Annotated in this window: 20 protein-coding genes, 2 tRNA genes and 2 rRNA genes; 15 read left to right on the top strand and 9 right to left on the bottom strand. The window is 43.1% G+C overall.

What is annotated here, in order from left to right; genetic code table 11:
* Positions 1 to 42: 42 nt before the first annotated feature.
* A complete protein-coding gene (locus ACSC9N_RS17020) occupies positions 43 to 309 on the bottom strand; it encodes a metal/formaldehyde-sensitive transcriptional repressor (RefSeq protein ID WP_395474969.1) in 267 nt (88 codons plus the stop codon).
* 56 nt (positions 310 to 365) lie between these two features.
* Here ACSC9N_RS17020 and dmeF point away from each other — a divergent pair, with 56 nt between their 5' ends.
* Both dmeF and ACSC9N_RS17010 read left to right on the top strand, forming a co-directional pair.
* The gene (gene dmeF, locus ACSC9N_RS17015) at positions 366 to 1,331 is read left to right on the top strand and encodes a CDF family Co(II)/Ni(II) efflux transporter DmeF (protein ID WP_395474968.1); all 966 of its coding nucleotides are present in this window, start codon (positions 366 to 368) and stop codon (positions 1,329 to 1,331) included.
* A gap of 106 nt (positions 1,332 to 1,437) precedes the next feature.
* Positions 1,438 to 2,139, top strand: a complete 702-nt coding sequence (locus ACSC9N_RS17010; protein WP_005401779.1) for a DsbC family protein — start codon at positions 1,438 to 1,440, stop codon at positions 2,137 to 2,139.
* 57 nt (positions 2,140 to 2,196) lie between these two features.
* Here the strand turns inward: ACSC9N_RS17010 and ACSC9N_RS17005 are convergent, their stop codons facing one another.
* The 3 genes from ACSC9N_RS17005 to guaD form a co-directional block, all read right to left on the bottom strand.
* The gene (locus ACSC9N_RS17005; RefSeq protein ID WP_395474967.1) at positions 2,197 to 2,448 is read right to left on the bottom strand and encodes a GlsB/YeaQ/YmgE family stress response membrane protein; all 252 of its coding nucleotides are present in this window, start codon (positions 2,446 to 2,448) and stop codon (positions 2,197 to 2,199) included.
* A gap of 173 nt (positions 2,449 to 2,621) precedes the next feature.
* Positions 2,622 to 3,149, bottom strand: coding sequence for a hypoxanthine phosphoribosyltransferase (hpt, locus tag ACSC9N_RS17000; RefSeq protein WP_279699875.1), 528 nt, complete (start codon positions 3,147 to 3,149; stop codon positions 2,622 to 2,624).
* A 225-nt stretch (positions 3,150 to 3,374) separates the two neighbouring features.
* Positions 3,375 to 4,691, bottom strand: coding sequence for a guanine deaminase (gene guaD / locus ACSC9N_RS16995; protein ID WP_395474966.1), 1,317 nt, complete (start codon positions 4,689 to 4,691; stop codon positions 3,375 to 3,377).
* 328 nt (positions 4,692 to 5,019) lie between these two features.
* Here guaD and ACSC9N_RS16990 point away from each other — a divergent pair, with 328 nt between their 5' ends.
* The gene (locus tag ACSC9N_RS16990) at positions 5,020 to 5,493 is read left to right on the top strand and encodes a hypothetical protein (RefSeq protein ID WP_159151802.1); all 474 of its coding nucleotides are present in this window, start codon (positions 5,020 to 5,022) and stop codon (positions 5,491 to 5,493) included.
* A gap of 381 nt (positions 5,494 to 5,874) precedes the next feature.
* Here ACSC9N_RS16990 and ACSC9N_RS16985 read toward each other — a convergent pair whose 3' ends face one another.
* The 3 genes from ACSC9N_RS16985 to ACSC9N_RS16975 all read right to left on the bottom strand — a co-directional run bounded on the left by ACSC9N_RS16985 (position 5,875) and on the right by ACSC9N_RS16975 (position 8,552).
* Positions 5,875 to 7,035: a glutathionylspermidine synthase family protein gene (locus ACSC9N_RS16985; RefSeq protein WP_395474965.1), complete on the bottom strand. Its 1,161-nt coding sequence runs from the start codon at positions 7,033 to 7,035 to the stop codon at positions 5,875 to 5,877.
* A gap of 3 nt (positions 7,036 to 7,038) precedes the next feature.
* Positions 7,039 to 7,401, bottom strand: a complete 363-nt coding sequence (locus tag ACSC9N_RS16980) for a hypothetical protein (protein ID WP_395474964.1) — start codon at positions 7,399 to 7,401, stop codon at positions 7,039 to 7,041.
* A gap of 185 nt (positions 7,402 to 7,586) precedes the next feature.
* Positions 7,587 to 8,552, bottom strand: a complete 966-nt coding sequence (locus ACSC9N_RS16975; protein WP_004697489.1) for a TerC family protein — start codon at positions 8,550 to 8,552, stop codon at positions 7,587 to 7,589.
* A gap of 399 nt (positions 8,553 to 8,951) precedes the next feature.
* Between ACSC9N_RS16975 and ACSC9N_RS16970 the strand changes: the two genes are divergently transcribed.
* The 3 genes from ACSC9N_RS16970 to ACSC9N_RS16960 all read left to right on the top strand — a co-directional run bounded on the left by ACSC9N_RS16970 (position 8,952) and on the right by ACSC9N_RS16960 (position 10,029).
* Positions 8,952 to 9,236, top strand: a complete 285-nt coding sequence (locus ACSC9N_RS16970; RefSeq protein WP_062031177.1) for a GNAT family N-acetyltransferase — start codon at positions 8,952 to 8,954, stop codon at positions 9,234 to 9,236.
* A 39-nt stretch (positions 9,237 to 9,275) separates the two neighbouring features.
* Positions 9,276 to 9,560 carry a GNAT family N-acetyltransferase gene (locus ACSC9N_RS16965; protein ID WP_004697494.1) on the top strand — a complete coding sequence of 95 codons (285 nt, stop codon included), beginning with the start codon at positions 9,276 to 9,278 and terminating at the stop codon, positions 9,558 to 9,560.
* Positions 9,561 to 9,651: 91 nt separating this feature from the next.
* Positions 9,652 to 10,029: a hypothetical protein gene (locus ACSC9N_RS16960; protein ID WP_341767605.1), complete on the top strand. Its 378-nt coding sequence runs from the start codon at positions 9,652 to 9,654 to the stop codon at positions 10,027 to 10,029.
* Between the two features lie 58 nt (positions 10,030 to 10,087).
* On the opposite strand, the gene mpl is transcribed toward ACSC9N_RS16960, so the two are convergent.
* Entirely contained in the window at positions 10,088 to 11,455 is a 1,368-nt protein-coding gene (gene mpl, locus ACSC9N_RS16955; RefSeq protein ID WP_279677322.1) for a UDP-N-acetylmuramate:L-alanyl-gamma-D-glutamyl-meso-diaminopimelate ligase, read from the bottom strand.
* Between the two features lie 255 nt (positions 11,456 to 11,710).
* Between mpl and ACSC9N_RS16950 the strand changes: the two genes are divergently transcribed.
* From ACSC9N_RS16950 to ACSC9N_RS16935, 4 genes are all read left to right on the top strand, one after another.
* Positions 11,711 to 12,049, top strand: coding sequence for a DMT family protein (locus ACSC9N_RS16950; protein ID WP_004977754.1), 339 nt, complete (start codon positions 11,711 to 11,713; stop codon positions 12,047 to 12,049).
* Between the two features lie 192 nt (positions 12,050 to 12,241).
* The gene (gene purE / locus ACSC9N_RS16945; RefSeq protein ID WP_058870640.1) at positions 12,242 to 12,754 is read left to right on the top strand and encodes a 5-(carboxyamino)imidazole ribonucleotide mutase; all 513 of its coding nucleotides are present in this window, start codon (positions 12,242 to 12,244) and stop codon (positions 12,752 to 12,754) included.
* A 15-nt stretch (positions 12,755 to 12,769) separates the two neighbouring features.
* Complete coding sequence (locus tag ACSC9N_RS16940; RefSeq protein ID WP_005401789.1) at positions 12,770 to 13,891, top strand: 5-(carboxyamino)imidazole ribonucleotide synthase; 1,122 nt, start codon at positions 12,770 to 12,772, stop codon at positions 13,889 to 13,891.
* Positions 13,892 to 14,682: 791 nt separating this feature from the next.
* A complete protein-coding gene (locus ACSC9N_RS16935; protein WP_395474963.1) occupies positions 14,683 to 15,966 on the top strand; it encodes a lytic murein transglycosylase in 1,284 nt (427 codons plus the stop codon).
* A 118-nt stretch (positions 15,967 to 16,084) separates the two neighbouring features.
* On the opposite strand, the gene ACSC9N_RS16930 is transcribed toward ACSC9N_RS16935, so the two are convergent.
* A complete protein-coding gene (locus ACSC9N_RS16930) occupies positions 16,085 to 17,212 on the bottom strand; it encodes an anhydro-N-acetylmuramic acid kinase (RefSeq protein ID WP_278345302.1) in 1,128 nt (375 codons plus the stop codon).
* Between the two features lie 63 nt (positions 17,213 to 17,275).
* Here ACSC9N_RS16930 and tyrS point away from each other — a divergent pair, with 63 nt between their 5' ends.
* The 5 genes from tyrS to ACSC9N_RS16905 all read left to right on the top strand — a co-directional run bounded on the left by tyrS (position 17,276) and on the right by ACSC9N_RS16905 (position 24,898).
* Positions 17,276 to 18,508 (top strand): tyrosine--tRNA ligase, encoded by a 1,233-nt coding sequence (gene tyrS, locus ACSC9N_RS16925; RefSeq protein ID WP_278345301.1) that lies wholly within the window; start codon positions 17,276 to 17,278, stop codon positions 18,506 to 18,508.
* A gap of 1,282 nt (positions 18,509 to 19,790) precedes the next feature.
* Positions 19,791 to 21,328, top strand: a 16S ribosomal RNA gene (locus tag ACSC9N_RS16920).
* Positions 21,329 to 21,389: 61 nt separating this feature from the next.
* Positions 21,390 to 21,466: transfer RNA gene (locus ACSC9N_RS16915), tRNA-Ile, on the top strand.
* A 67-nt stretch (positions 21,467 to 21,533) separates the two neighbouring features.
* Positions 21,534 to 21,609 (top strand) — tRNA-Ala (locus ACSC9N_RS16910).
* Positions 21,610 to 22,004: 395 nt separating this feature from the next.
* A 23S ribosomal RNA gene (locus ACSC9N_RS16905) occupies positions 22,005 to 24,898 on the top strand.
* The 16S and 23S rRNA genes sit together here with 2 tRNA genes alongside, the layout of an rRNA operon.
* Positions 24,899 to 25,057: the final 159 nt, after the last annotated feature.

The following is a 25,057-nucleotide window of genomic DNA, read 5'->3' as shown; positions in this document are numbered from 1 at the left end:
AAAAATGGTCAACTAAAAACTTGAAAAAGAACGCAATAAAACTTAGCCATAGCGTTTCAGCAGTTTTAAGAACTCAGCCAACTCTTCTTCATTGACCTGTTCAGCTTGTGCTAATACATGATGGCGTAAGTGTGCTTCAACCAGTTCATTCATCAGCCCATTGACCGCGCCTTTAATAGCAGCGACTTGTTGTAAAACGTCGATACAACTGGCATCGGGATATGTAATCGAGAGTTCAACGGCGTTGACCTGCCCTTGTAAGCGCTTCACACGGTTTAAAATTTTTTTATCTTCATGCAAATGACTCAACACATTGCTCCAAAAATAAATATACTAAGGGGGAGTATATTGGTGAATGATTTTAAATGCAAAATACCCCATCACGTCAGCATACGCATCATTTTGATGACGGTAATCCACTGGCACAAAAACGGATTTTAATGGCGACCATTTTAACGGCAGTCATGATGTTATTAGAAGTGATTGGTGGATGGATTTTCCAATCAATGGCTTTGCTGGCGGATGGTTGGCATATGAGTTCGCATATGTTGGCACTGGGTTTGGCTTATTTTGCTTATCGTGCTGCACGGCATTATGCCCATGATCAGCGCTTTAGTTTCGGCACATGGAAAATTGAAATTCTTGCAGGTTACAGCAGTGCTATTTTGCTGATGATAGTGGCGGGTTTTATGGCTTTTCACTCGATTCAGCGTCTATTCTCGCCTGTACAAATTCATTATAACGAAGCGATTCCAATTGCGATTTTAGGCTTATTGGTGAATTTAATCTGTGCATGGTTGCTGCACGATGGTGACCATCACCATCACCATCACCATCACGCTCATGATCATGCATCAGAAGTACATAGCCATCATCATGATTTAAATCAGAAAGCTGCATTTATGCATGTAGTGGCAGACGCAGTGACTTCCATTTTTGCCATTATTGCGCTGATTTTTGGTAAATATTTGGGCTGGGATTTTCTCGATGCTGCCCTTGGAATCGTGGGATCAATACTGGTAGCCAAATGGGCATTGAGCTTAATGCAAGAAACGGGAAAAACCTTGTTAGATGCTGAAATGGATCATCATGTGGTGGATGAAATTCGCGAAGTGTTGGCAGAACTACCGCAGACGACCTTGACTGATTTACATGTTTGGAAAGTAGGCAAAGGCAAGTTTTCCTGCATTTTGGCTTTAGAAACGACGGTAGACTTAACTGCGGATCGCGTGCGGGCAATGCTCTCGATTCATGAGGAAATTGTTCATGTCTCGGTGGAAATTAATAGCAAGGCTCTAACTGTTCCACGTGAAACTTTGGCCAGTTCATAAGCAAGGCGTGTTGGGTTTCGGTAAAGCCGTGGAAAAAATGATTCAATGCTTGAATAATACGCTCTACACTAGCGCCGTGGTTCTCCGATTGAAAGAGCAAAAAGTGATGATAAAAAAACTGGGTTTGGCACTACTCACAAGTGCAATTGCAAGCATGAGTATGGCCAGCGTAGAAAGTGTTCAAGCCAACTTAAAAAAGAATTATCCAAATATTAATGTTCAAAATATTCAAAAAACAGAAATGTCGGGCATTTATAGCGGATCTTTAGATGGCGAAATTGTGTATTTAGGCGAAGCGGCTGAGCATGTGATTGCAGGTTCGATGGTACGCTTAAAAGATCAGAAAAATTTAAGTGCTGCCTTATATGTGCAACAGAACTCGCTCGATTGGAACAAGCTGCCGCTAAAAGATGCCATTAAAAGCGTTAAAGGCAACGGCAAACGCCAATTGGCGGTTTTTTCAGACCCAAACTGCCCTTACTGTAAGCAGTTAGAGGCTGAGCTGAATAAACTGAATGATGTGACCATCTACACTTTTATTTATGCTATTAAGGCGCAATCGATTGCACCGTCGAAACAAGTATTTTGTGAAGCAGATCCTGCCCTCGCATGGAAAAATTTGATTGCGAAAGGGACTCAACCGACGTCGAAAAAACCGTGCGCCAATCCAATTGAGCGCAACATTGAACTCGGTCGTAGTCTGGGTTTACAAGGGACGCCCGTGGTTATTTTCTCAAATGGCTTTAAAGTGAATGGCGCTGTGCCTTCAACCACCATTGAAAATATGTGGCGTGAACTGGGCTTATAAGAGTTCAAACATACAGATAAAAAGCACCTGAAACGGTGCTTTTTTTAATGGCTGAGTTTAGGTTTTTTTGGTGACCATGTTGTAGATGAATAGAATAACGATGGCCCCAATAACTGAAGCAATAAAGCCTGCGGCAGAGCCTTCACTATAGAGACCAAGTAAACGACCACCATAAGTGGCTACGAGAGAACCTGCAATCCCCAGTAAAGTGGTGATAATAAATCCTGCTTTGTCATCGCCAGGATGGATAGCACGTGCGATGAGACCTGCAATAAAACCAATCACGATTGCAACAATAAGTGACCACATGAGCCAGCTCCTTTTTTTATCATGTCTTTGTTTTTACATCATGTGCAAAAATATCATCAGGCATAATGCGACTGTGCAGTAGAGCGAATCTGCTAAAAACTGTATGTTTTATGTACTTAGCTCACGATAAAAATAAAAAAAGTGGCCTTCGGCCACTCTTTTATCGATTGCTCTTAAAGACCAATTTCACCAATAAATGGCAAATGACGGTACTTTTGGTCGTAGTCTAGGCCATAACCCACAATGAATCGATCTTCGACACTAAAGCCTAAAAACTTCACATCGAGTTCAATTTCACGGCGTGAAGGTTTGCTGACTAAGGTACAAAGTTCAATTGAGTTGGGAGAGCGTGTTTCTAAAATTTCGAGTACTTTGCTCAAGGTGTTGCCTGAGTCGATGATGTCTTCAATGACCAAAACATCTTTACCGCGAATTTCACCGTCTAAATCTTTTAAAATTTTTACATCACGTGAAGATACCGTACCGCTGCCGTAGCTCGAAACCGTCATGAAATCGAGTTCATGGGGTTTTGAAATCGTACGACATAAGTCTGCCATGAAAATGACTGAACCTCGTAATAAACCAATCAGTACGAGTTCCTTATCACTGTTTGCATAATGCGCATCGATTTGTGCACCAAGCTCTTTTACTTTCGCTTGAATCTCTTCAGTAGAAATCATTACGCTCATTTGAACGGTCATGGGTAGATACCTAAAAATTTAAAAAAATCAAAAATAAAAAAGGCGTTGACCTGCAACACCTCTATATATGCATTAATTTTAATATATCTCTAAACGAGATGCACCCCCTTTTGCCTGCTGGAAATGTAATCATTTCATTGCAGGCGGGATGCAGCTTGGTTTAGAAGCGAAAATCAAAGTTGTTTCAAAACTCGATTAGCTGCTTAAATTTTCGCTATTTGCTACTTAATTTTGCACATAGGCTTTCTGACCAAAAATATAAGTCGCATGAATATTACGGTCATCACCCATGGTCATTAGGGCAAATAACGCATCTTCAATCCCTTTTGCACGTTGTTGACGTAATGCTTGCAACGCAGTTGCTTTGAGATCGAGCACCACAAAGTCGGCTTCTTTGCCCAAATTAAAGTTACCGAGTTTATCATCCAAGCTCAGTGCTTTGGCACCGCCCAGCGTAGCGTGGTAGAGCGATTCAAACGCAGACAATTTATCGCCCTGAAGCTGCTGCACTTTATAGGCTTCATTCAGGGTTTGTAGTTGGTTAAAAGAGGTCCCTGCACCAATGTCTGTACCCAGCCCAACTTTTACCTGCTTGTCCCAAGTCTTATTCAATGGAAATAAACCACTGCCTAAAAATAGGTTGGAGGTCGGACAGAAAGCAATGGCAGAGTCAGTCTGATGCATGCAGTCCCACTCAGCCTCTTCTAAATGCACGCAGTGGGCAAAGACCGAATGCGAACCGGTTAAGCCAAAGTGATGATAAACATCCAGATAACCTTGCTGCTCAGGGAATAAGTCTTTCACCCAAGCGATTTCATTTTTATTTTCACTTAAATGCGTATGCACATACACATCTGGGTATTCAGCTTTGAGCTGCCCTGCTTTAGCCAGTTGCTCTGGTGTTGAGGTTGGAGCAAAACGTGGCGTAATCGCATACAAGTTACGGCCTTTGCCATGCCATTTTTCAATCAGTGCCTTAGAGTCTGCATAAGCACTGTCAGGTGTGTCGCACAGATCTTCAGGTGCATGACGGTCCATCATGACTTTACCTGCGATCAGACGCATCTGGTGCTGCCCTGCCGCTTCAAATAGTGCATTTACCGATTCGGTATGTACAGTACAGAAGACCAAGGCTGTGGTGGTGCCATTTTTTAGCAGTTCTTGCACAAAGAATTGGGCAATCCGGTCGGCATAGGCTTTATCTGAAAATTGTAATTCAGTTGGGAAGGTATAGGTATTGAGCCATTCAAGTAGCTGTTCACCATAGGCCCCCACCATTTCTGTTTGTGGAAAATGAATGTGGGTGTCGATAAAGCCCGGCACAATCAATTGTTCAGGATAGTGCTGAACCTCGACGCCAACAGGAAGGTGCTGTTGCCCCTCCTGCCAAGATCCAAACCATTGGATTTTGCCATTTTGGCTAATCAGTAAACCATCTTCTACGTAACGCACTTGGTCGTGAATTTCACGCGCTTGGGCAACCGTATTCTGAATATCTAGGAAGCGACCGCGAACCGCCGTCGTTGCAACTACAGAAGACATTTTAAACCTGCGTTTTGACTTTTTTTCGATTGATTGTACCGTAAACTGGATTTTTTTCACGGCTATTTACTGAAGTTTTTATTTGGGTTGTGAACACTACATTTTAAATGAAAGACTGGAGCAGTATTTTCTTAAAAATTGAACTGTTTTAAGGCCAGACATGTACCTGTGCCATCGATAAGATCGTGATTTTTTATGCAATGCATAAGCAGATGCTTTGAGCTTAAATGATTCAATCTCTTCGCAAAATTTTGTTGAGAAAGTCTTTATCTTTGAATGCTGAGTCAGTACAGTGTCGGCATTGATAAAATAAGAGACAATTATCGGCATGTATTTTTGGAATACCAAAGCATTAGCACATGAATTATCTAGCAATACCCTCGATAAAAAGCATTATAAAAATTATTACTTAGTCACCGCCTTACTGGTTTCAGTGGTGTATTACTACGGCATGTATTCACCCTATGGTGATGTCCGTGTGATTGGCGTTGAGGGACTTCTGACTTTATTGATTATGTTTATCGGGATTCAAAGCGCTTATAAAGCCAATGGTGGCGATGAGGGCGAGCATTTCTTAGGTCGAATCACAGCGTTGTCTTTTCCCATTTTGGTACAAACCACCGTGGCTGGTGTTGTCTTTGGTGCAGTGTTATTGGGGCTTTATTTTGCTTTTAATCTAGAAGGCACAGCGTTTGATAATTGGTATGAATGGACTATTTCGCTATTTACCATCTTCCTGCAAATCTTGTTTTTCACGCGTTTGGTGTCTTATATGAAGCGGGTTAAAGCGCATACTATTTAAGCTTGAAAAAAATATTGTCTTCGAATGTATGCCTGTCAGTTTTAGAGTTGACAGGCATTTTCTTTTTCAATTTAAACTTTATTTGATACACGGAAGCGTCATCCGCAACCTGCGTAGTGTTTGGAGTAGATTATTTTTGCAACACAAATTTTTTAATTATAGAAAGTGAATAGGTTTTGCGGAGAACAAATGCTTTCCTTACGAAGCTTCGCTTCTCATTTGGCGAAACAAAAGAATAATTGAGCTCCCAGTATCGAACTTAAAAAAGATAAGACTCCGCCGTGAATAACCTAAAAGTGATGGTGCTCCTACTAAAACGCCTGAACAGACCCGCATTAATCTTTGGACATCTATTTTAAATAGGTGATTTAGAGCGCCACTTTATTCCACAAAATAATGCGCAGCAAAATGCGCATCATTGCCAATCACATCAAACACATCTTCACGCAGTGACATCCCCGCACATTCATCTCCGACCATCCAAAGTCCCAAGGTGGGCAGCATGCCTTCATGCAACGGAGTTTTTACCCAGCGCTGCATGACATAGCCATATTTGTCGTAGTCATCGAAGTAAAAACTACCTGAGGCTGCGCCGCAATCGACATTGTTTTGTAGGATATGAATATTTGCGCCTTCGCGCGCTAAGATGGGCTTACGCACCCATTTCCCTGCGTAGTGGGCGTGCGCATCATAAGCATGGGTTTCTAACAACAATGGATGATTCGGAAAGCGTTTCCATAGCTCGATCAATAGGGCTTTATTGGAGAGCAGCATTTTCCAACACGGTTCAATCCATTCGGTTTCAGGTTTGAGAAACTGCGCAAAATTTTCTTCCCAAATCCATTCCCACGGATACAGCTTAAATAAATGCTGAATCTCTTGCTGATGCAAATCGACAAAGGCTGTGCCATTCCAACCGATGTTTTCCATCGACAGTTCGCTGACATTTAAGCCTGCCTGAAAAGCAGTATCCATGAGGTATTCTAAATTGCCCCAATCTTCACGCCCTGCTTCTTGGCAGGCTGCGAAATGGACACGGCTACGCGCAGGATAGAGCTGTTTCCAGCGCTCAATCAGCTTTTCATGAATGCTGTTGAACTGATCACGGTTTGCAATATTTTCGACTTGTTCAATCCAATGCCACTGTGCAACAGACGCTTCGAGTAAACCCGTTGGCGTATCGGCATTGTATTCCAGCATTTTGATGGCTTGACCATCATAGGCAAAATCGAAACGGCCATAGAGCATTGGTGCTTGGTTTTTCCATGAATGCTCAATCAGAGGAATCGCTGCTGGGGGGAGTTGAAAATATTCGGGATAATAACCGCGTTGAATCATATCCCCTGCCACTTCAAGGCACATCTGGTGTAATTCGTTCGAGGCATCTTCAAGTTGTTCAATTTGCTTGAGGCTAAACTCATAAGCCACACCTTCTGACCAATACATTGAACCATCCCGCGACGGCAAGTTGTAGTAGTCAAAACCAATCTCTTGATGTGCTTGTTGCCAGTTTGCACGCTCAGGCAGTAGAACTCGTTTCATGTATTAACCTCCGAACGAGCCTCCGCCACGGCCGAAGCCTCCACGAATGGGTTGGGATTTGGCATGGCTAAAAACGTGAGTCGAGATTCTGGGTGAGCCTGTCGAATGTCGTCCGCGTGCTTTCATGACTTGGCCCAAGTAACGGACTTTACGGTTATTTTTATAATATTGTGGGCCGATATAGACCCCAGTAGAGCCACTATAGCTCGATTCGCCATTTTCGTTAGCAGGTTCGCACAGTTCAAAATGCCAGTCTTGGTAGCAGTTATATTGGTTATTGTAAACATCCTGTTGTAGGGTTTTAGAGCCGCTACATGCCGTGAGTAAAACCGGCACCACAACAAGAGTTAATTTTTTGGTACGCATGGATGAGCAACCTTCGGGTTCTTTTATTTTTACAGGTAAAACCAAGGGTTTTAAGCCCGCTTATCATAGGGAGCTGTTTGCATAAAGTACAGTACATTTACACAGAAAATCATAGGATTAAGTCTTATGTATACTAAAATTTGGTCATAAAAAAAGCCTTCACAGAGGAAGGCTTTTTTAAAACATTAGAGGGTGGTTTGATGATGTTTCTTACTGTATCGAATCGATAGGATTGCAGTAATAGTCAGCACCAACACAATAAAGCCCAGTGAAATCCAAATTGGCATATGGAACACATCCAGCATGAGCATCTTAAAGCCGATAAACACCAAGATAATACCTAAACCATATGGGAGATAATGCATCTTGGTTGCTGCACCAGACAACAAGAAGAACATCGCACGTAGACCCAAAATTGCCATTAAGTTTGCAGTCAATACGATAAACGGATCAGAGGTCACCGCGAAAATTGCAGGAATGGAGTCCACCGCGAAAATTACATCCGACGCTTCAACTAAAATTAACACCAAGAACAGTGGTGTTGCCCACAACATCCCGTTTTGACGGACAAAGAACTTATTGCCATGCATTTGCGGAGTAATCCGCATATGTTTGCGCAGCCATTTTAAGATCGCCATATCTTCGATATTGGTTTCTTCTTCGTTTTGCCCTTTGAAGAATTTGAAGCCCGTATACACCAAGAAAGCACCGAAGATATACAGAATCCATGAGAACTCTTGCACGAACCACGCGCCAATAAAAATAAAGATGGTACGTAGAATAATCGCGCCCAATACACCATACAGCAGTAATTGGCGTTGTAGTGCAGGTGGGATAGCAAAAGCAGCAAAGATCATCAGCCAGACAAAGACGTTGTCGACGGCTAAAGATTTTTCAAGTAAATAACCTGCGAAATACTCCATGACCTTGGTATTGGCCACAGTGACACCTGCAGTTTGTTGTAAATAAAGCCAGAGACCTGCACCAAAGAGTGATGCGACGGAAACCCACGCAATACTCCATAACGCGGCTGTTTTGATTTTAACTTCTTGGCCTTCTTTTTGTTTAAAGCCTAAAAAGTCGATCAGTAGCATCACGGTAACAATGCCGAAAAAAGCAAGGTATAGCCATAAATTGCCGATAGATTCCATGAAATCCTCCACATCCAGCAATCGGCCACAAAAAAACCTTGACCTGCTGCCAGATGAAATAAAATATCTGTGACAACATGATCAAGGTCTTGCCTACATTTTAGCGTATGTATTTTGTGCGCTAAAATGCTCAGATACCGACTTTTTGCAAAGTGTAATGACGATAATCTGACACGTGAAAGTGATGCATGGCATTTATTTTTCACGTTTGGAGGAGGCTACTCCCCTTGTTCAACATAAATTTGGTTTTGGATTTGATCCAAAAGTGAGTTAAGCATCGCATATTTTTATGGTTTGAGCAAATATTAAAGAAAATTGTAGATGAAATATAAATGAGACAAAATTTTACTTCAATTTGTGGCAAGCTAAAAAAAAACAGTAAACCAAAGAGGAATAATAATGAAAATTCAACATCAAGAAACAGGTAGTAAAGGCGAAGTTTTTGTTGAGCAAGAAAACGAGCGTGTGGCGGAAATGACTTATAGTTGGGCTGGGGATGATAAATTTATTATTGATCACACTTGGGTCAGTGAGTTGCTCCGTGGGCAACATGTGGGGCGTCAGTTATTGGATGTTTTGGTTAACTTTGCCCGTGATAAGGGCGTGAAAATTTTACCCTTGTGTCCGTTTTCCAAATCGGTATTCGACAAAGATCCATCTATTCATGATGTTTTATTCCACTAAGATAGAGAACGATAAATCAATCCATTCAATGAGTGTGCTATGCAATTTCAACATGTAGATCGTGATCAAAAAGGTGAGTTTTTTTTAAATAATGCAGACGGTCAGCGCATTGCTGAAATTAGCTATATTTGGCGGGACGAGACAACCATTGATGCCAACCATACTTGGGTCGATGATTCACTGCGAGGTCAAGGTGTGGCGCGTTTGCTGTTGGATACTCTCGTTGATTTTTCGCGTGAGAAAAACCTGAAGATTATCCCGACCTGTTCTTATGTCGATGTGATGTTTCGCCGTGAGAAAAGTTTTGAGGATGTTGCGGCTTAATTGTTCGCCATTCATCGCAATTCTAAAGGTTAAGCTAAATGAGATCGATATAGCTGCCATTACAGTTCTATTTTGTGTTTTGCAGCGCTGAATGATGGTGAAATTAAAGTATATGAAGACGCTTTTATCTATTGCCCTATTCTGTTCAGTTGCCCCTTTATTGCATGCTGAAGATTGTGTAAAACTTGAGGAAAAGGCAGAACAAAAAGAAGTTCAGATCATTCCACGTTGGGGTATGAAAGTGATTGCTCCAACCAGAGTATATTTTCATTCAGCACCGAGCAATGCTTGTAAAATCAAAGATCTGTTTATGATTAAAAATGATCATATTACTGCTTATAGCACCTATGATGATGGCCAAGAACAGTGGGTTTCGATGATGTATTTCAGCAAGCGCTTGGGAGACACGGTTCAAGGCTGGGCAAAACTAAAAGATTTTGAATATACGGGTACGATGTCTGGTTTTTAATTGGATAAGCTTGTAAAAAACCCGCCATATGCGGGTTTTTTCTTCTAATGGGAATAACTTATTCTGCGTTTAAAGCGCTGATCAATTTTTGGTGTAAACCACCAAAGCCGCCATTGGACATGATCACAACCGCATCGCCCTCGCCTGCATCACTGACGATGGTATGGATAATGTCATCCAAAGTGCGTGCAACTACTGCCTTGTTGGGTGCAGCCGCAATGACAGGTTGTAAGTCCCAGTCTAAACCTTCTGGTTGATACCAAATCACTTCATCGGCCAAACGTGCAGAGTGCGCAAGTCCATCTTTATGGCTTCCCATACGCATGGTATTTGAACGTGGTTCAATAATCGCCCATAACTTACGTTCGCCTAAACGCTTACGTGCGCCTTCCAGCGTCGTATCTATTGCGGTTGGGTGATGGGCAAAGTCATCATACACTTCAACACCACGTACTGTACCTAAAAGCTCCATACGGCGCTTCACGCCACCAAAGTTAGACAGTGCTTCGCACGCTGTTTCAATGCTTACGCCAACATGTTCAGCCGCAGCGATAGTCGCCAAAGCATTGGCTACGCTGTGCTGCCCTGTCATGTTCCATTGCACGATGCCTTTTACCACGCCGTGTTGGAGTACTTTAAAATGTGAACCATCAGCACTGAGTTGTTCGGCATACAATTCAGACTTGTCGTGGGCCTCTAAAGAGGTACGAACCACAGGTGTCCAACAGCCCTGCTCTAAAACTTCATCAATATTGCTTTCAGTAATAGGCGCAATGATACGACCTTCACTTGGAATAGTACGAACCAAGTGGTGGAATTGTTTTTGAATTGCTGCTAAATCATCAAAAATGTCGGCATGGTCAAATTCAAGGTTATTTAAAATGGCTGTTTTGGGATGGTAATGCACGAACTTCGAACGTTTGTCGAAAAAGGCAGAATCATATTCATCGGCTTCGACACAGAAGTACTTGCCAGCACCTAAACGCGCACTTTCAGAGAAACCTAAAGGTACACCGCCAATTAGGAAACCTGGCTCTAAGCCAGCCTGATCCAACACCCAAGCCAACATGGTGGTGGTGGTAGTTTTACCGTGGGTCCCTGCTACACCAAGTACGTGTTTGCCTTGAAGTACATGATCGGCCAAAAATTGTGGGCCTGAAATATATGGTAAGCCTTCATTAAGCATGTATTCAACGGCATCAATCCCGCGTTTCATCGCATTGCCGACGATGACCAAATCAGGATGCGGTTGCAAATGACTGCGGTCATAACCTTGCATTAAGGTAATGCCTGCATTTTCGAGTTGGGTCGACATGGGAGGATAAACGTTTAGATCCGAACCCGTCACTGTGTGGCCAAGATCACGTGCTAAAAGCGCTAAAGACCCCATAAAGGTGCCACAAATACCCAAAATATGCAGATGCATTCCGCCTCACTCCACTGCTTTTATAGACACATCACGTATTGTTGGTGCTGTTGTCGTGATTAATTCGATGTGAAAGCAACCATAGCAAGGCGCTTAGCGAAAAGATAGTGATTCTTGTATCTAATCGTTTAATTATTCTGCGGCTTGAACAACGCTTTTATTTTGTAAAAAATTCGGCTAAAAAGTGCAATATTTGCTGAATTTTCTAGCAAAAAACGTAGAATAAAATGCTCCTAAACTCAGCGATTTTGCTTCATGTCCCTGCCCTTTATTTTATTGATTATTGCCAACTGTTTTATGACACTTGCATGGTATGGACATTTAAAATTTTTACCGGGTGTGCCGCTTTGGCAAGCCATTTTATTTAGCTGGTTCATCGCGTTGGTGGAATACAGTTTTATGATTCCTGCGACCCGTATGCTGTCACAGCAAGGCTGGTCGATGGGCGAAATGAAAATCACTCAAGAAGTGGTGACGCTCTTGGTTTTTGTACCGTTTATGCTTTTCTTATTTAAACAGCCTTTTAAGCTCGATTATTTATGGGCAGGACTGTGTTTATTTGGTTGTGTGTATTTTGTCTTTCGCAGCCAATAAATCAAAAAGTGAGGCTACAGTCCTCTTTTTATTTAAGTTTTATGCTACGCCATAAAAAAACAAGAAAAATCTGCATTTAGTTGTACGGTTAAATTTTGGAGAGCTGAAAAATCAGTCTATAATACGGGGCTCTTATTAAAGCTTGGCGCTAGTCGAGATTTATCTCTCTTAACTATCTCTGGAAACATTGCAATGAATGCGGCCGCTTCACAAGACACTCCTCTCGTTGGAATTATCATGGGTTCTCAATCAGATTGGGCCACTCTCGAACACACTGCCAATATGCTTAAGCAACTTGGTGTCCCATTTGAAGCGGAAGTTGTGTCTGCGCACCGTACGCCAGATCGTCTTTTTGAATATGCTGAGCAAGCACGTGACCGTGGTATCCAAGTGATTATTGCGGGTGCAGGCGGTGCGGCGCATTTACCAGGAATGTGTGCGGCGAAAACTGATTTGCCTGTACTGGGTGTGCCAGTGAAGTCTTCGATTTTAAACGGTGTCGATTCACTGTTATCCATTGTGCAAATGCCAGCAGGTATTGCAGTGGGTACTTTAGCAATTGGTCCAGCAGGCGCAACCAATGCCGCGATTATGGCAGCACAAATTTTAGGTCTGACACGTCCTGAAATTGCAAAAAATGTAGCAGATTTCCGTGCTGCACAAACCGACAAAGTCGCAAGCAGCAATATTCCAGGCCAAGCTTAATACGGGGCATTCCTCATGAATAAAACCATCGGTATTTTTGGTGGTGGGCAGCTGGGTCGCATGATGGCGCAAGCGGCTTTGCCACTGAATATTCAATGTACGTTCTTTGATGTGAGTACAGACTGCCCTTCAGCGGCTTTAGGAACAGTGATTTCAAGCAAAACTGAAAATGGTTTACAAGACTTTATTGCCAGTGCAGATGTCTTCAGCCTTGAGTTTGAAAATACGCCTTTGTCCGATGTTGATGTTTTGACCAAGCAAAAAGATATGCATCCGCCGCGTCAGGCTTTAGCTATTGCACAGCATCGCTTGTCTGAAAAAGCGTTATTTGATGAGCTTGAGATTCCTGTTGCGCCTTATAAAGCGGTAGATTCTCTAGAAAGTTTAAGCGCTGCAGTTGCTGAGCTGGGTTTACCGATTGTGCTGAAGACAGCCACAGGTGGCTATGATGGCAAAGGTCAGTTTGTATTGCGTTCTGAACAACAAATTGAACAAGCATGGGCTGAATTAGGCCCTGCTGGAAGTTTAATTGCAGAAAGCTTTGTGACCTTCTCGCGTGAAGTTTCGATCATTGCGGTACGTGGTCAAAATGGCGATGTGAAAACGTGGCCATTGGCTGAAAACCATCACCATCATGGTATTTTGTCGCATTCGATTGTTCCTGCACCGAATAGTGCGGACTTACAACCCGTTGCACAAGACTACATCACTCGCCTATTGAATCATTTGAATTATGTTGGCGTGTTGACCTTAGAACTGTTTGTCACAGACAAAGGTTTGTATGCCAATGAAATGGCGCCACGTGTGCATAATTCAGGACACTGGTCGATTGAAGGCGCAGTATGCTCTCAGTTTGAAAACCATATTCGTGCAGTTGCAGGCTTACCCTTGGGTTCAACTGAAGTCGTTCGCCCTACGGTCATGATCAATATTATTGGTCAGTATCCACAGTCTGAACAAGTCTTGGCCTTAGAAGGTGTACATCTACATCTTTATAATAAGGAAGAACGTGAAGGTCGTAAGATTGGTCACCTAACTTTAATGCCGAATGATACCGCTCAACTCACGATGCTATGTCGCCAGTTGGCTAAAATCTTACCAAATCCATTGGCACTGAGCGAAGATATGACCATCTAAAGCTTCAGTTGTTGTTAAAAAAAGCGATCACGATAGTGGTCGCTTTTTTATTTGGACTCATTCAGGCATGATTGCGCCTCTTTGAAAAAAGTGACCGTTAATCGGATCAAAATTGAAATAAATTGAGTGTTTTTTATCCGTTTTGATAAAATTAGCGCATAGAAAAATAAACTGAAAGCAAAATAAAGCGAGTTTTGTGCAGAGAAGCACGTTTAAAACAGCGTCTACGATTGAATGTGACACTGGTTTTCACCTAAAAGAAAGTGAAACAGTAGAGAGCTCTATCAACTTGGGTATGTGGATATCTTTTTAAGTCTATTTTGAATTTAAAAAATAGAAGTAAAATTTTGAATTTAAAAGTGGGTTTTAAATTTAAATCGAGTGTTTAAATTTAAAATGAATTTAAAAGTTTTGATGCTGTTTGAATTTAAATTCAAAACAATAAATTTAAAGTCTGTGAGATGAATTTAAAGTTTTGAATTTAAAAATATTGAGCTTGGGTTTCGAAGTTTAATTCTTTGTATATTGTTGATTATGAAGGTTAAATAAAAATGTGGATAAAATAAATTTAAAACAAGATGATTGAATTTAAAGTGCTTGCTGAACTAAAGGTTGTTTTTGAATTCAAAAGTTGAGATCTGTAGTGTTGTGGATAAGTGGTTTTAAATTTAAAAGATGGTTTTGAATTTAAACCAAAATGAATATTCATTTACGTTTTGATTCAGAAAAGTGAAATCGAAAGTGTTAAGGTTAAAAGCATAATTCAGAGATAAAGAATCATTAGGGATTTTATGCACCGTTTTGCTTTTCTTTTAGGTTCATTTTTTTTAGCGGCGACTCAGGCGAATGCTGAGCTTATTATTAATGGTCAAAAAGTTACAGGCAGTTCAAATGTCGCAACTTCCGATTATCATCCTCAGAATTCATTTCAAAGCTGTATTGCCAATTTAAAAAGCCAAGCGATGGCGAATGGTGTGTCTGCGTCCACTTATGATCGCTACACACAAAATTTAGCGCCTGATTATTCTGTGATTGAAAAATTAAATTACCAACCTGAATTTTCCACGCCGATTTGGGATTATTTGTCAGGATTGGTGGATGATGAGCGTGTTGCGGTAGGTCAGCAAAAATTGGCGCAGCATCGTGAAGTGTTGAATCGTGTTGCGGCCGCGTATGGTGTGCCTGCGGAGACTGTGGTTGCCGTGTGGGGCGTGGAAAGTAATTTTGGCGATATTTCAGGTAAATATCCATTATTACAAGCTTTAGGCACATTGAGTTGTGAAGGGCGCCGCCAAAGCTATTTCCGTGGAGAGTTTTTTGCCGCTATGCGTATTTTACAGCGTGGCGATTTAACGGAGCCACAACTGAAAGGCTCATGGGCAGGTGCGTTTGGCCATACCCAGTTTATGCCATCGACGTATGAAGAGCTGGCGGTCGATTTTGATGGTGATGGACGCCGTGATTTGGTGTCGAGTACCACAGATGCTTTGGCATCAACAGCCAATTTCCTTAAAAAACGCGGCTGGCAAACTGGGCAGCCTTGGGGATTTGAAGTAAAAAATCCGCAAGCGATCTCTCTGAGTGGAGAAAGTCGTCGTAATAAGAAGTCCTTATCTTACTGGATGCAAAACGGCTTGGTACGCGCAGATGGCTCAGCGTTAATTCAAGGCAATTTATCTTCTAGCTCACAAGCGGGGTTGATGGCGCCCGCTGGTGAAAATGGTCCACTATTTTTAGTGTTTAAAAACTTTGATGCAATCTATAGTTATAACGCAGCAGAAAGTTATGCATTAGCGATTGCGCATTTATCAGACCGCTTACAAGGGCAAGGTGGGTTTAGTACAACTTGGCCAACTGATGATGCAGGCACTTCACGTTCTGAACGTCGTGAAATTCAGCAGTTTTTACTGAATCGTGGCTATGATATTGGCGCGGTGGATGGCTTGATTGGTGATAAAACTCGTCAAGCGATTCGTCAGGAGCAAATTCGTTTAGGCTTAAGTCCGACGGGACGAGCGGGGCAGCAAATTTTAAAAGCCTTCCGTCAGGAAAATGCCAAGTTGATGATGCGTTAACATTAACAGCAAAAAAAATCGTTGATATAAATTAAAGAAAAAGCCAGTCGGTTATTCACCTGACTGGTTTTTTTGATTTGCTTGGGTTGCGTCTAAAAGACCAGAAGCATTTTGATGTTTAAACCGCGGTAATCGTTCCGAGAATACGGTTACCTTGTGCGCCTGTCACTGTCGGTAAGTTGCCACTGAGTTGCTGGATAAAACGCATGGCCAACCAAGCAAAGGCAGTCGCCTCCACCCAAGTTGGGGCTAAGCCAATCGCGGAGGTGGTTTGTACAGACCAATTATGTTTACGTAAGCGCCAACGTAACTGTTCTAAAAGGTGTGAATTATAGGCACCACCACCACAGACGTAGACTTCACCCGTATCCATATCGGAGCGATAGATGGCTTTTTTAATGGCGCGCGTGGTGAGCTTCATTAATGTAGCCTGAATATTTTCAGGACTGTCTTCAAGCTCGTCGTATTCAAGGTCATTGCGCCAGTCGGCAATTTGTTCATCTAGCCATTCTAGATTGAAGTCTTCACGACCAGTACTTTTGGGTGGTTCTTTAGAAAAAAATTCATGAGCTTGCAGGCGGTCGAGTAAGCTACGAATAGGTTGACCATAAGCCGCCCAGTTACCATTTTCATCATAAGGCTGGCCAGTATAACGTTCACACCAAGCATCCATTAAAATGTTAGCTGGACCTGTATCAAAGCCATACACGGCTTCAGGTTGACCTGCAGGCAACATGCTAACATTGGCAATACCACCCAAATTTAATATCACACGGTGAATACTATCGTGTTGGAAGAGCGCTTGATGAAATGCAGGTACCAACGGTGCCCCTTGACCACCTGCAGCCATATCACGACGGCGAAAATCTGAAATTACTGGGAGCTGAGTGAGCTCAGTAATAATATTGGGATCACCAATTTGCAGAGTAAAACCATGTTCAGGACGATGTCGAATAGTCTGACCATGCGAACCAATGGCTTTGATTTGACTACGATCAAGCTGATTTTTCTCAATCATCTCATTGATGCCATGACCAATCATTTGAGCCAGTGCGACATCGGCTTTACCCATACGATCAATTTCGTTGTCATCTGGCAAAGTGAGTGCCATGAGTTCATCGCGAAGGTCTGGATCAAAAGGAAGGGTGAGTGTCGCGTGAATCTCTAAAGGATCAAAAGAAGCAGCAACAATATCAACACCATCCATGCTGGTGCCAGTCATTACCCCAATATAGATCGCTGTCATGATTATTCTAAAGCCTGCAATGTGCTGAAAAAGTGTTAGTATATCGCACAAATTGAATAACTGATGTGTTTGGGTTTTGTGATGTCAAATTTCCTGCCGGCTGAAGAACAACTTGCTCTCATTCAACGAGGCACGCATGAAATTATTTCTGAAGAAGATCTTCTGAAGAAATTAAAAGAAAATCGTCCTTTAAAAATTAAAGCGGGCTTTGACCCGACTGCGCCTGACTTGCACTTGGGGCATACGGTTTTAATTAATAAACTGAAAACTTTCCAAGACTTGGGTCATGACGTGACCTTCTTGATTGGGGACTATACCGCGATGATCGGTGACCCAACTGGAAAAAGTGCAACACGTCCACCATTGTCGCGTGAGCAAGTGCTTGAAAATGCAAAAACCTATCAAGAACAAGTGTTTAAAATTCTTGATCCTAATAAAACCAAAGTGCGCTTCAACTCAGAATGGTTTGCAACCAAAACAGCGGCTGATTTAATTCAGTTGGCATCACAGCAAACGGTTGCACGTATGCTTGAGCGTGATGACTTCACCAAGCGTTATAACAACCATCAACCAATCGCAATTCATGAGTTTTTATATCCATTGGTTCAAGGCTATGACTCGATTGCCCTTGAGGCAGATGTTGAGTTAGGCGGTACGGACCAAACCTTTAACTTATTGATGGGGCGTACACTTCAAGGTCGTTATGATCAAGAAGCGCAAGTCTGCATTACAGTGCCAATCCTTGAAGGTTTAGACGGTGTGAACAAAATGTCTAAGTCTTTGGGTAATTATATTGGGGTATTTGATGCACCAGGGGCGATGTATCAGAAAGTCCTTTCGATGCCAGATGCATTAATTGAACGCTATTTCGATTTACTCAGCTTTAAATCCGTTGATGATATTAAAGTCCTGCTAAAAGAAATTGCTGAAGGGCGTAATCCACAAGAAGTGAAGAAAATTCTAGCCCTTGAGTTGGTAGAGCGTTTCCATGGTGCAGAAGCAGCAGAAAATGCACATAAAGGTGCAGGCAACCTGATTACTGAGGGTGAACTACCCGAAGGGACACCAGAAGTGACAATTTCACGTGCAGAATTTGGTGGCGAGTTGTTTATTGCAACAATTCTTCGCGTAGCGGGCTTAAACCCAAATGCTGCAGCGGCAAAAGATGCCGTGGGTCGTGGTGCGGTCAAAGTTGATTGGAACGTGGTCGATATGGGTTTCTCTGTTAAAGAAAATGTCACTTTAATTGTCCAGTCGGGTAAAAAAGCCATTGCCAAAGTCACTTTTACAGACTAAGTCAGTGCATATATATGCTTTAAGTTATTGATATAAAAGCAGGCTTCGGCCTGCTTTTTATTTTTTTAATCTTTATAAAAAAATCAAATAAGTAAATTCAAAAAAAACCTTATAAAAACAATGCTTAATTTTTTCCAAAAATATTGCAATTTAAAATGAGTGTGTATAAGATTTCAACGTCTAGTCGATGTTTTTAATATCGCTAGAAGGGTCAATAAGAATAACTCTCCACAGTTTTCAAGTCTCTTCCCCAAGGGACTTTTTTTAAGATAACTATAATAATGACATCTATGGATCAGATAACGATCTAACTCCGAGGAAGAGGTTTTGGGAGAGATCTCTTCCTTTTTTATTGGCAAAAATTTAGTTTTTAAAATCAGTTTCTCGCAGACAAATAACGAGCTGTCATAAAAGTTAGGTGCAATAGACTTTTAAATAAAGCTGGTCATCAGCTTTATAGGTATATAGCACTGCGTTTTCTACTTATATCCAGATGCTTCGTATCATCAAGCTTTATCGTGGCTGTTATTTCAGCTCTGTCTTGAATTATCTTGACCATGGTATAGATAGAAGAGGGCTTTGCTATTACGCGAATGAAATAAAAACAGACTAAGCATTCCATTCTTGCTAAATATTAGGTGCTTTTATAGCGATGTGGCAGTTTTTCAGCTTAGGCGCGTATTAAATATAAAAGAACTACGTCTTTAGAAAGATGATTTATCAAAAACACAGAGATGAAAGAAATACAGAGTGATTTTAAGTCCGAAAATGTTGCTAGAAGATAGATAAGACTCATCCTAAAGAAAAAATAAATGTTAAGGCTTAAATTTTAAGCTTAAAAGACTTTTAAAGATTGGAAATGAAAGGCTCATATTGAAAGAAATAAGAGAAAAAATTATAAATATGATCAAAAAATAGATGAAAAATACGGTTTTTCTTAAATTTTGTAGAAAAAACCAACGCCCGTTTCAAATAAGTGAATTTGGGGGTTGCAAAGATTTCGTAATGGTCTAGAATGCACCCCATACCGACGAGATAGACGGAAACGAACGAAGCACGAAGTGCTGAGTTGTTGAGTATATTGAGTCCAGCTTCTAGCACTGACGAGGTGTTAGAAAGATCATTAAGAGATTATGAAGAACAACTTGTGTGGATTTTTACTGATTGATCGATCGAAAATATTTCATTGATTGATGGTAAAAATTACTCGAAGTTTATTTGAGAAATATTTGTCAGAAAATTGATGAGCCAAGATTTGTAGCCATAAGCTACTAATGATTTTTAACTGAAGAGTTTGATCATGGCTCAGATTGAACGCTGGCGGCAGGCTTAACACATGCAAGTCGAGCGGGGTGATGTAGCTTGCTACATTACCTAGCGGCGGACGGGTGAGTAATGCTTAGGAATCTGCCTATTAGTGGGGGACAACATTCCGAAAGGAATGCTAATACCGCATACGCCCTACGGGGGAAAGCAGGGGATCTTCGGACCTTGCGCTAATAGATGAGCCTAAGTCAGATTAGCTAGTTGGTGGGGTAAAGGCCTACCAAGGCGACGATCTGTAGCGGGTCTGAGAGGATGATCCGCCACACTGGGACTGAGACACGGCCCAGACTCCTACGGGAGGCAGCAGTGGGGAATATTGGACAATGGGCGAAAGCCTGATCCAGCCATGCCGCGTGTGTGAAGAAGGCCTTTTGGTTGTAAAGCACTTTAAGCGAGGAGGAGGCTACTTGGATTAATACTCTAGGATAGTGGACGTTACTCGCAGAATAAGCACCGGCTAACTCTGTGCCAGCAGCCGCGGTAATACAGAGGGTGCGAGCGTTAATCGGATTTACTGGGCGTAAAGCGTGCGTAGGCGGCTTTTTAAGTCGGATGTGAAATCCCTGAGCTTAACTTAGGAATTGCATTCGATACTGGGAAGCTAGAGTATGGGAGAGGATGGTAGAATTCCAGGTGTAGCGGTGAAATGCGTAGAGATCTGGAGGAATACCGATGGCGAAGGCAGCCATCTGGCCTAATACTGACGCTGAGGTACGAAAGCATGGGGAGCAAACAGGATTAGATACCCTGGTAGTCCATGCCGTAAACGATGTCTACTAGCCGTTGGGGCCTTTGAGGCTTTAGTGGCGCAGCTAACGCGATAAGTAGACCGCCTGGGGAGTACGGTCGCAAGACTAAAACTCAAATGAATTGACGGGGGCCCGCACAAGCGGTGGAGCATGTGGTTTAATTCGATGCAACGCGAAGAACCTTACCTGGTCTTGACATAGTAAGAACTTTCCAGAGATGGATTGGTGCCTTCGGGAACTTACATACAGGTGCTGCATGGCTGTCGTCAGCTCGTGTCGTGAGATGTTGGGTTAAGTCCCGCAACGAGCGCAACCCTTTTCCTTATTTGCCAGCGGGTTAAGCCGGGAACTTTAAGGATACTGCCAGTGACAAACTGGAGGAAGGCGGGGACGACGTCAAGTCATCATGGCCCTTACGACCAGGGCTACACACGTGCTACAATGGTCGGTACAAAGGGTTGCTACCTAGCGATAGGATGCTAATCTCAAAAAGCCGATCGTAGTCCGGATTGGAGTCTGCAACTCGACTCCATGAAGTCGGAATCGCTAGTAATCGCGGATCAGAATGCCGCGGTGAATACGTTCCCGGGCCTTGTACACACCGCCCGTCACACCATGGGAATTTGTTGCACCAGAAGTAGGTAGTCTAACCGCAAGGAGGACGCTTACCACGGTGTGGCCGATGACTGGGGTGAAGTCGTAACAAGGTAGCCGTAGGGGAACCTGCGGCTGGATCACCTCCTTAACGAAAGATTGACGATTGGTAAGAATCCACAACAAGTTGTTCTTCATGACGATGTATCTGAGGGTCTGTAGCTCAGTTGGTTAGAGCACACGCTTGATAAGCGTGGGGTCACAAGTTCAAGTCTTGTCAGACCCACCAAATCTGACTAACAAGCATTGTTAAATGCTGAATACAGAAAACAGAAACATTGACTTATTGATAAGCTGGGGACTTAGCTTAGTTGGTAGAGCGCCTGCTTTGCACGCAGGAGGTCAGGAGTTCGACTCTCCTAGTCTCCACCATATATTGTTCATCAATATATAAGTTAAGTAGTTAGATTATAGAAATTAGTAAGAAGTAGACATTAGTTTGCATTTTATTAACTTCTGTGATTTATCACAGTTTCCTGACCTGACGAAGGCTGGAAAAATCATTAACAGAATATATTTGAGTTGAAATAATTTGTTCATACTCGTTTTTAAGATTGACATTAACAGTGATTTATTACTGATTGATGAAGATTGAAGAAATGAGTTACTAGCGAAATTAACTGAATCAAGCGTTTTGGTATGTGAATTGAATTGAAGCTGTACAGTGTTTAAGTGCACAGAACAACAAACTGTAAGGAAGTGATGAGAAATCATCATAGACTGTCTTAATCCTACTTGTAGGGATTAACGACTGTTTGGGGTTGTATAGTCAAGTAATTAAGTGCATGTGGTGGATGCCTTGGCAGTCAGAGGCGATGAAAGACGTAATAGCCTGCGATAAGCTCCGGGGAGGCGGCAAATATCCTGTGATCCGGAGATTTCTGAATGGGGAAACCCACCTGTCATAAGGCAGGTATCGTATGATGAATACATAGTCATACGAGGCGAACGAGGGGAAGTGAAACATCTCAGTACCCTTAGGAAAAGAAATCAATTGAGATTCCCTCAGTAGCGGCGAGCGAACGGGGAAAAGCCCATTAAGTCATATAAGTTCTAGTGGAATGCTCTGGGAAGTGCAACCATAGTGGGTGATAGTCCTGTACACGAAAGGGCTTATATGATGATGTCGAGTAGGGCGGGGCACGTGAAACCTTGTCTGAATATGGGGGGACCATCCTCCAAGGCTAAATACTCCTGACTGACCGATAGTGAACCAGTACCGTGAGGGAAAGGCGAAAAGAACCCCTGTGAGGGGAGTGAAATAGATCCTGAAACCGCATGCATACAAGCAGTGGGAGCCGACTTGTTCGGTGACTGCGTACCTTTTGTATAATGGGTCAGCGACTTACATTCAGTAGCAAGGTTAACCGCATAGGGGAGCCGTAGAGAAATCGAGTCTTAATAGGGCGTTTAGTTGCTGGGTGTAGACCCGAAACCGGGTGATCTATCCATGAGCAGGTTGAAGGTTGGGTAACACTAACTGGAGGACCGAACCCACTGTCGTTGAAAAGCCAGGGGATGACTTGTGGATAGGGGTGAAAGGCTAATCAAACTCGGTGATAGCTGGTTCTCCCCGAAAGCTATTTAGGTAGCGCCTCGGACGAATACCATTGGGGGTAGAGCACTGTTTCGGCTAGGGGGTCATCCCGACTTACCAAACCGATGCAAACTCCGAATACCAATGAGTACTATCCGGGAGACAGACTGCGGGTGCTAACGTCCGTAGTCAAGAGGAAAACAATCCAGACCGCCAGCTAAGGCCCCAAAATTATAGTTAAGTGGGAAACGATGTGGGAAGGCATAGACAGCTAGGAGGTTGGCTTAGAAGCAGCCACCCTTTAAAGAAAGCGTAATAGCTCACTAGTCGAGTCGGCCTGCGCGGAAGATGTAACGGGGCTAAAACTATATGCCGAAGCTGCGGATTTGCAATTTATTGCAAGTGGTAGGGGAGCGTTCTGTAAGCCGATGAAGGTGTATTGAGAAGTATGCTGGAGGTATCAGAAGTGCGAATGCTGACGTGAGTAACGACAATGCGAGTGAAAAACTCGCACGCTGAAAGACCAAGGGTTCCAGTCCAACGTTAATCGGGGCTGGGTGAGTCGACCCCTAAGGCGAGGCCGAGAGGCGTAGTCGATGGGAAATTGGTTAATATTCCAATACTTCTATGTAATGCGATGAGAGGACGGAGAAGGTTAAGTCAGCCTGGCGTTGGTTGTCCAGGTGGAAGGTTGTAGGCATGTATCTTAGGCAAATCCGGGGTACTGTATGCTGAGAACTGATAGCAAGCTGTACTTGTACAGTGAAGTGGCTGATACCATGCTTCCAGGAAAAGTCTCTAAGCTTCAGTTACATAGGAATCGTACCCGAAACCGACACAGGTGGTCAGGTCGAGTAGACCAAAGCGCTTGAGAGAACTCTGCTGAAGGAACTAGGCAAAATGGTACCGTAACTTCGGGAGAAGGTACGCTGCCGACGGTGATAGGATTTACTCCTTGAGCTATTGGCAGCCACAGAAACCAGGCCCCTGCAACTGTTTATTAAAAACATAGCACTCTGCAAACACGAAAGTGGACGTATAGGGTGTGATGCCTGCCCGGTGCTGGAAGGTTAATTGATGGGGTTAGCGTAAGCGAAGCTCTTGATCGAAGCCCCAGTAAACGGCGGCCGTAACTATAACGGTCCTAAGGTAGCGAAATTCCTTGTCGGGTAAGTTCCGACCTGCACGAATGGCATAATGATGGGGGCGCTGTCTCCAGCAGAGACTCAGTGAAATCGAATTCGCCGTGAAGATGCGGTGTACCCGCGGCTAGACGGAAAGACCCCGTGAACCTTTACTGCAGCTTGACATTGAACTTTGATCTTACTTGTGTAGGATAGGTGGGAGGCTTTGAAACCGAGACGCTAGTTTCGGTGGAGCCAATCTTGAAATACCACCCTGGTAATATTGAGGTTCTAACTCTGTCCCGTTATCCGGGACGAGGACCATGTCTGGTGGGTAGTTTGACTGGGGCGGTCTCCTCCTAAAGAGTAACGGAGGAGTACGAAGGTGCGCTCAGCGTGGTCGGAAATCACGCGTAGAGTATAAAGGCAAAAGCGCGCTTAACTGCGAGACCCACAAGTCGAGCAGGTACGAAAGTAGGTCTTAGTGATCCGGTGGTTCTGTATGGAAGGGCCATCGCTCAACGGATAAAAGGTACTCTGGGGATAACAGGCTGATACCGCCCAAGAGTTCATATCGACGGCGGTGTTTGGCACCTCGATGTCGGCTCATCTCATCCTGGGGCTGAAGCAGGTCCCAAGGGTATGGCTGTTCGCCATTTAAAGAGGTACGCGAGCTGGGTTTAGAACGTCGTGAGACAGTTCGGTCCCTATCTACCGTGGGCGTTGGAAATTTGAGAGGATCTGCTCCTAGTACGAGAGGACCAGAGTGGACGAACCTCTGGTGTACCGGTTGTGACGCCAGTCGCATCGCCGGGTAGCTATGTTCGGAAGGGATAACCGCTGAAAGCATCTAAGCGGGAAGCCTACCTCAAGATAAGATTTCCCTAGGACTTTATGTCCTCTAAAGAGCCGTTGAAGACTACGACGTTGATAGGTTGGATGTGGAAGCATAGTGATATGTGAAGCTGACCAATACTAATTGCTCGTGAGGCTTGACTATACAACACCCAAACAGTTGGTGTTGTGGTTCAAATCACTGCAAACAACTTGATTTAGTTATAAAGCTAGATAAAATATCCAACTCAAATATACCTGTTAATAACTCATTTGATGAAAGTTAGGCATACACAATGTGTAAATAAGACCCAACGAATAGTCA

This window comes from Acinetobacter sp. PC34 (assembly GCF_051789135.1).
Taxonomy (GTDB): domain Bacteria; phylum Pseudomonadota; class Gammaproteobacteria; order Pseudomonadales; family Moraxellaceae; genus Acinetobacter; species Acinetobacter johnsonii.
Note: the sequence above shows the minus strand (reverse complement) of the source record. Positions and strands in the feature narration are given on the sequence as shown.

Coding starts and splice junctions, on each gene's coding strand:
- dmeF (WP_395474968.1), top strand. CDS start 366: ATGCAAAATACCCCATCACGTCAGCATACGCATCATTTTGATGACGGT.
- ACSC9N_RS17010 (WP_005401779.1), top strand. CDS start 1,438: ATGATAAAAAAACTGGGTTTGGCACTACTCACAAGTGCAATTGCAAGC.
- ACSC9N_RS17005 (WP_395474967.1), bottom strand. CDS start 2,448: ATGTGGTCACTTATTGTTGCAATCGTGATTGGTTTTATTGCAGGTCTC.
- hpt (WP_279699875.1), bottom strand. CDS start 3,149: ATGACCGTTCAAATGAGCGTAATGATTTCTACTGAAGAGATTCAAGCG.
- guaD (WP_395474966.1), bottom strand. CDS start 4,691: ATGTCTTCTGTAGTTGCAACGACGGCGGTTCGCGGTCGCTTCCTAGAT.
- ACSC9N_RS16990 (WP_159151802.1), top strand. CDS start 5,020: ATGTATTTTTGGAATACCAAAGCATTAGCACATGAATTATCTAGCAAT.
- ACSC9N_RS16985 (WP_395474965.1), bottom strand. CDS start 7,035: ATGAAACGAGTTCTACTGCCTGAGCGTGCAAACTGGCAACAAGCACAT.
- ACSC9N_RS16980 (WP_395474964.1), bottom strand. CDS start 7,401: ATGCGTACCAAAAAATTAACTCTTGTTGTGGTGCCGGTTTTACTCACG.
- ACSC9N_RS16975 (WP_004697489.1), bottom strand. CDS start 8,552: ATGGAATCTATCGGCAATTTATGGCTATACCTTGCTTTTTTCGGCATT.
- ACSC9N_RS16970 (WP_062031177.1), top strand. CDS start 8,952: ATGAAAATTCAACATCAAGAAACAGGTAGTAAAGGCGAAGTTTTTGTT.
- ACSC9N_RS16965 (WP_004697494.1), top strand. CDS start 9,276: ATGCAATTTCAACATGTAGATCGTGATCAAAAAGGTGAGTTTTTTTTA.
- ACSC9N_RS16960 (WP_341767605.1), top strand. CDS start 9,652: ATGATGGTGAAATTAAAGTATATGAAGACGCTTTTATCTATTGCCCTA.
- mpl (WP_279677322.1), bottom strand. CDS start 11,455: ATGCATCTGCATATTTTGGGTATTTGTGGCACCTTTATGGGGTCTTTA.
- ACSC9N_RS16950 (WP_004977754.1), top strand. CDS start 11,711: ATGTCCCTGCCCTTTATTTTATTGATTATTGCCAACTGTTTTATGACA.
- purE (WP_058870640.1), top strand. CDS start 12,242: ATGAATGCGGCCGCTTCACAAGACACTCCTCTCGTTGGAATTATCATG.
- ACSC9N_RS16940 (WP_005401789.1), top strand. CDS start 12,770: ATGAATAAAACCATCGGTATTTTTGGTGGTGGGCAGCTGGGTCGCATG.
- ACSC9N_RS16935 (WP_395474963.1), top strand. CDS start 14,683: ATGCACCGTTTTGCTTTTCTTTTAGGTTCATTTTTTTTAGCGGCGACT.
- ACSC9N_RS16930 (WP_278345302.1), bottom strand. CDS start 17,212: ATGACAGCGATCTATATTGGGGTAATGACTGGCACCAGCATGGATGGT.
- tyrS (WP_278345301.1), top strand. CDS start 17,276: ATGTGTTTGGGTTTTGTGATGTCAAATTTCCTGCCGGCTGAAGAACAA.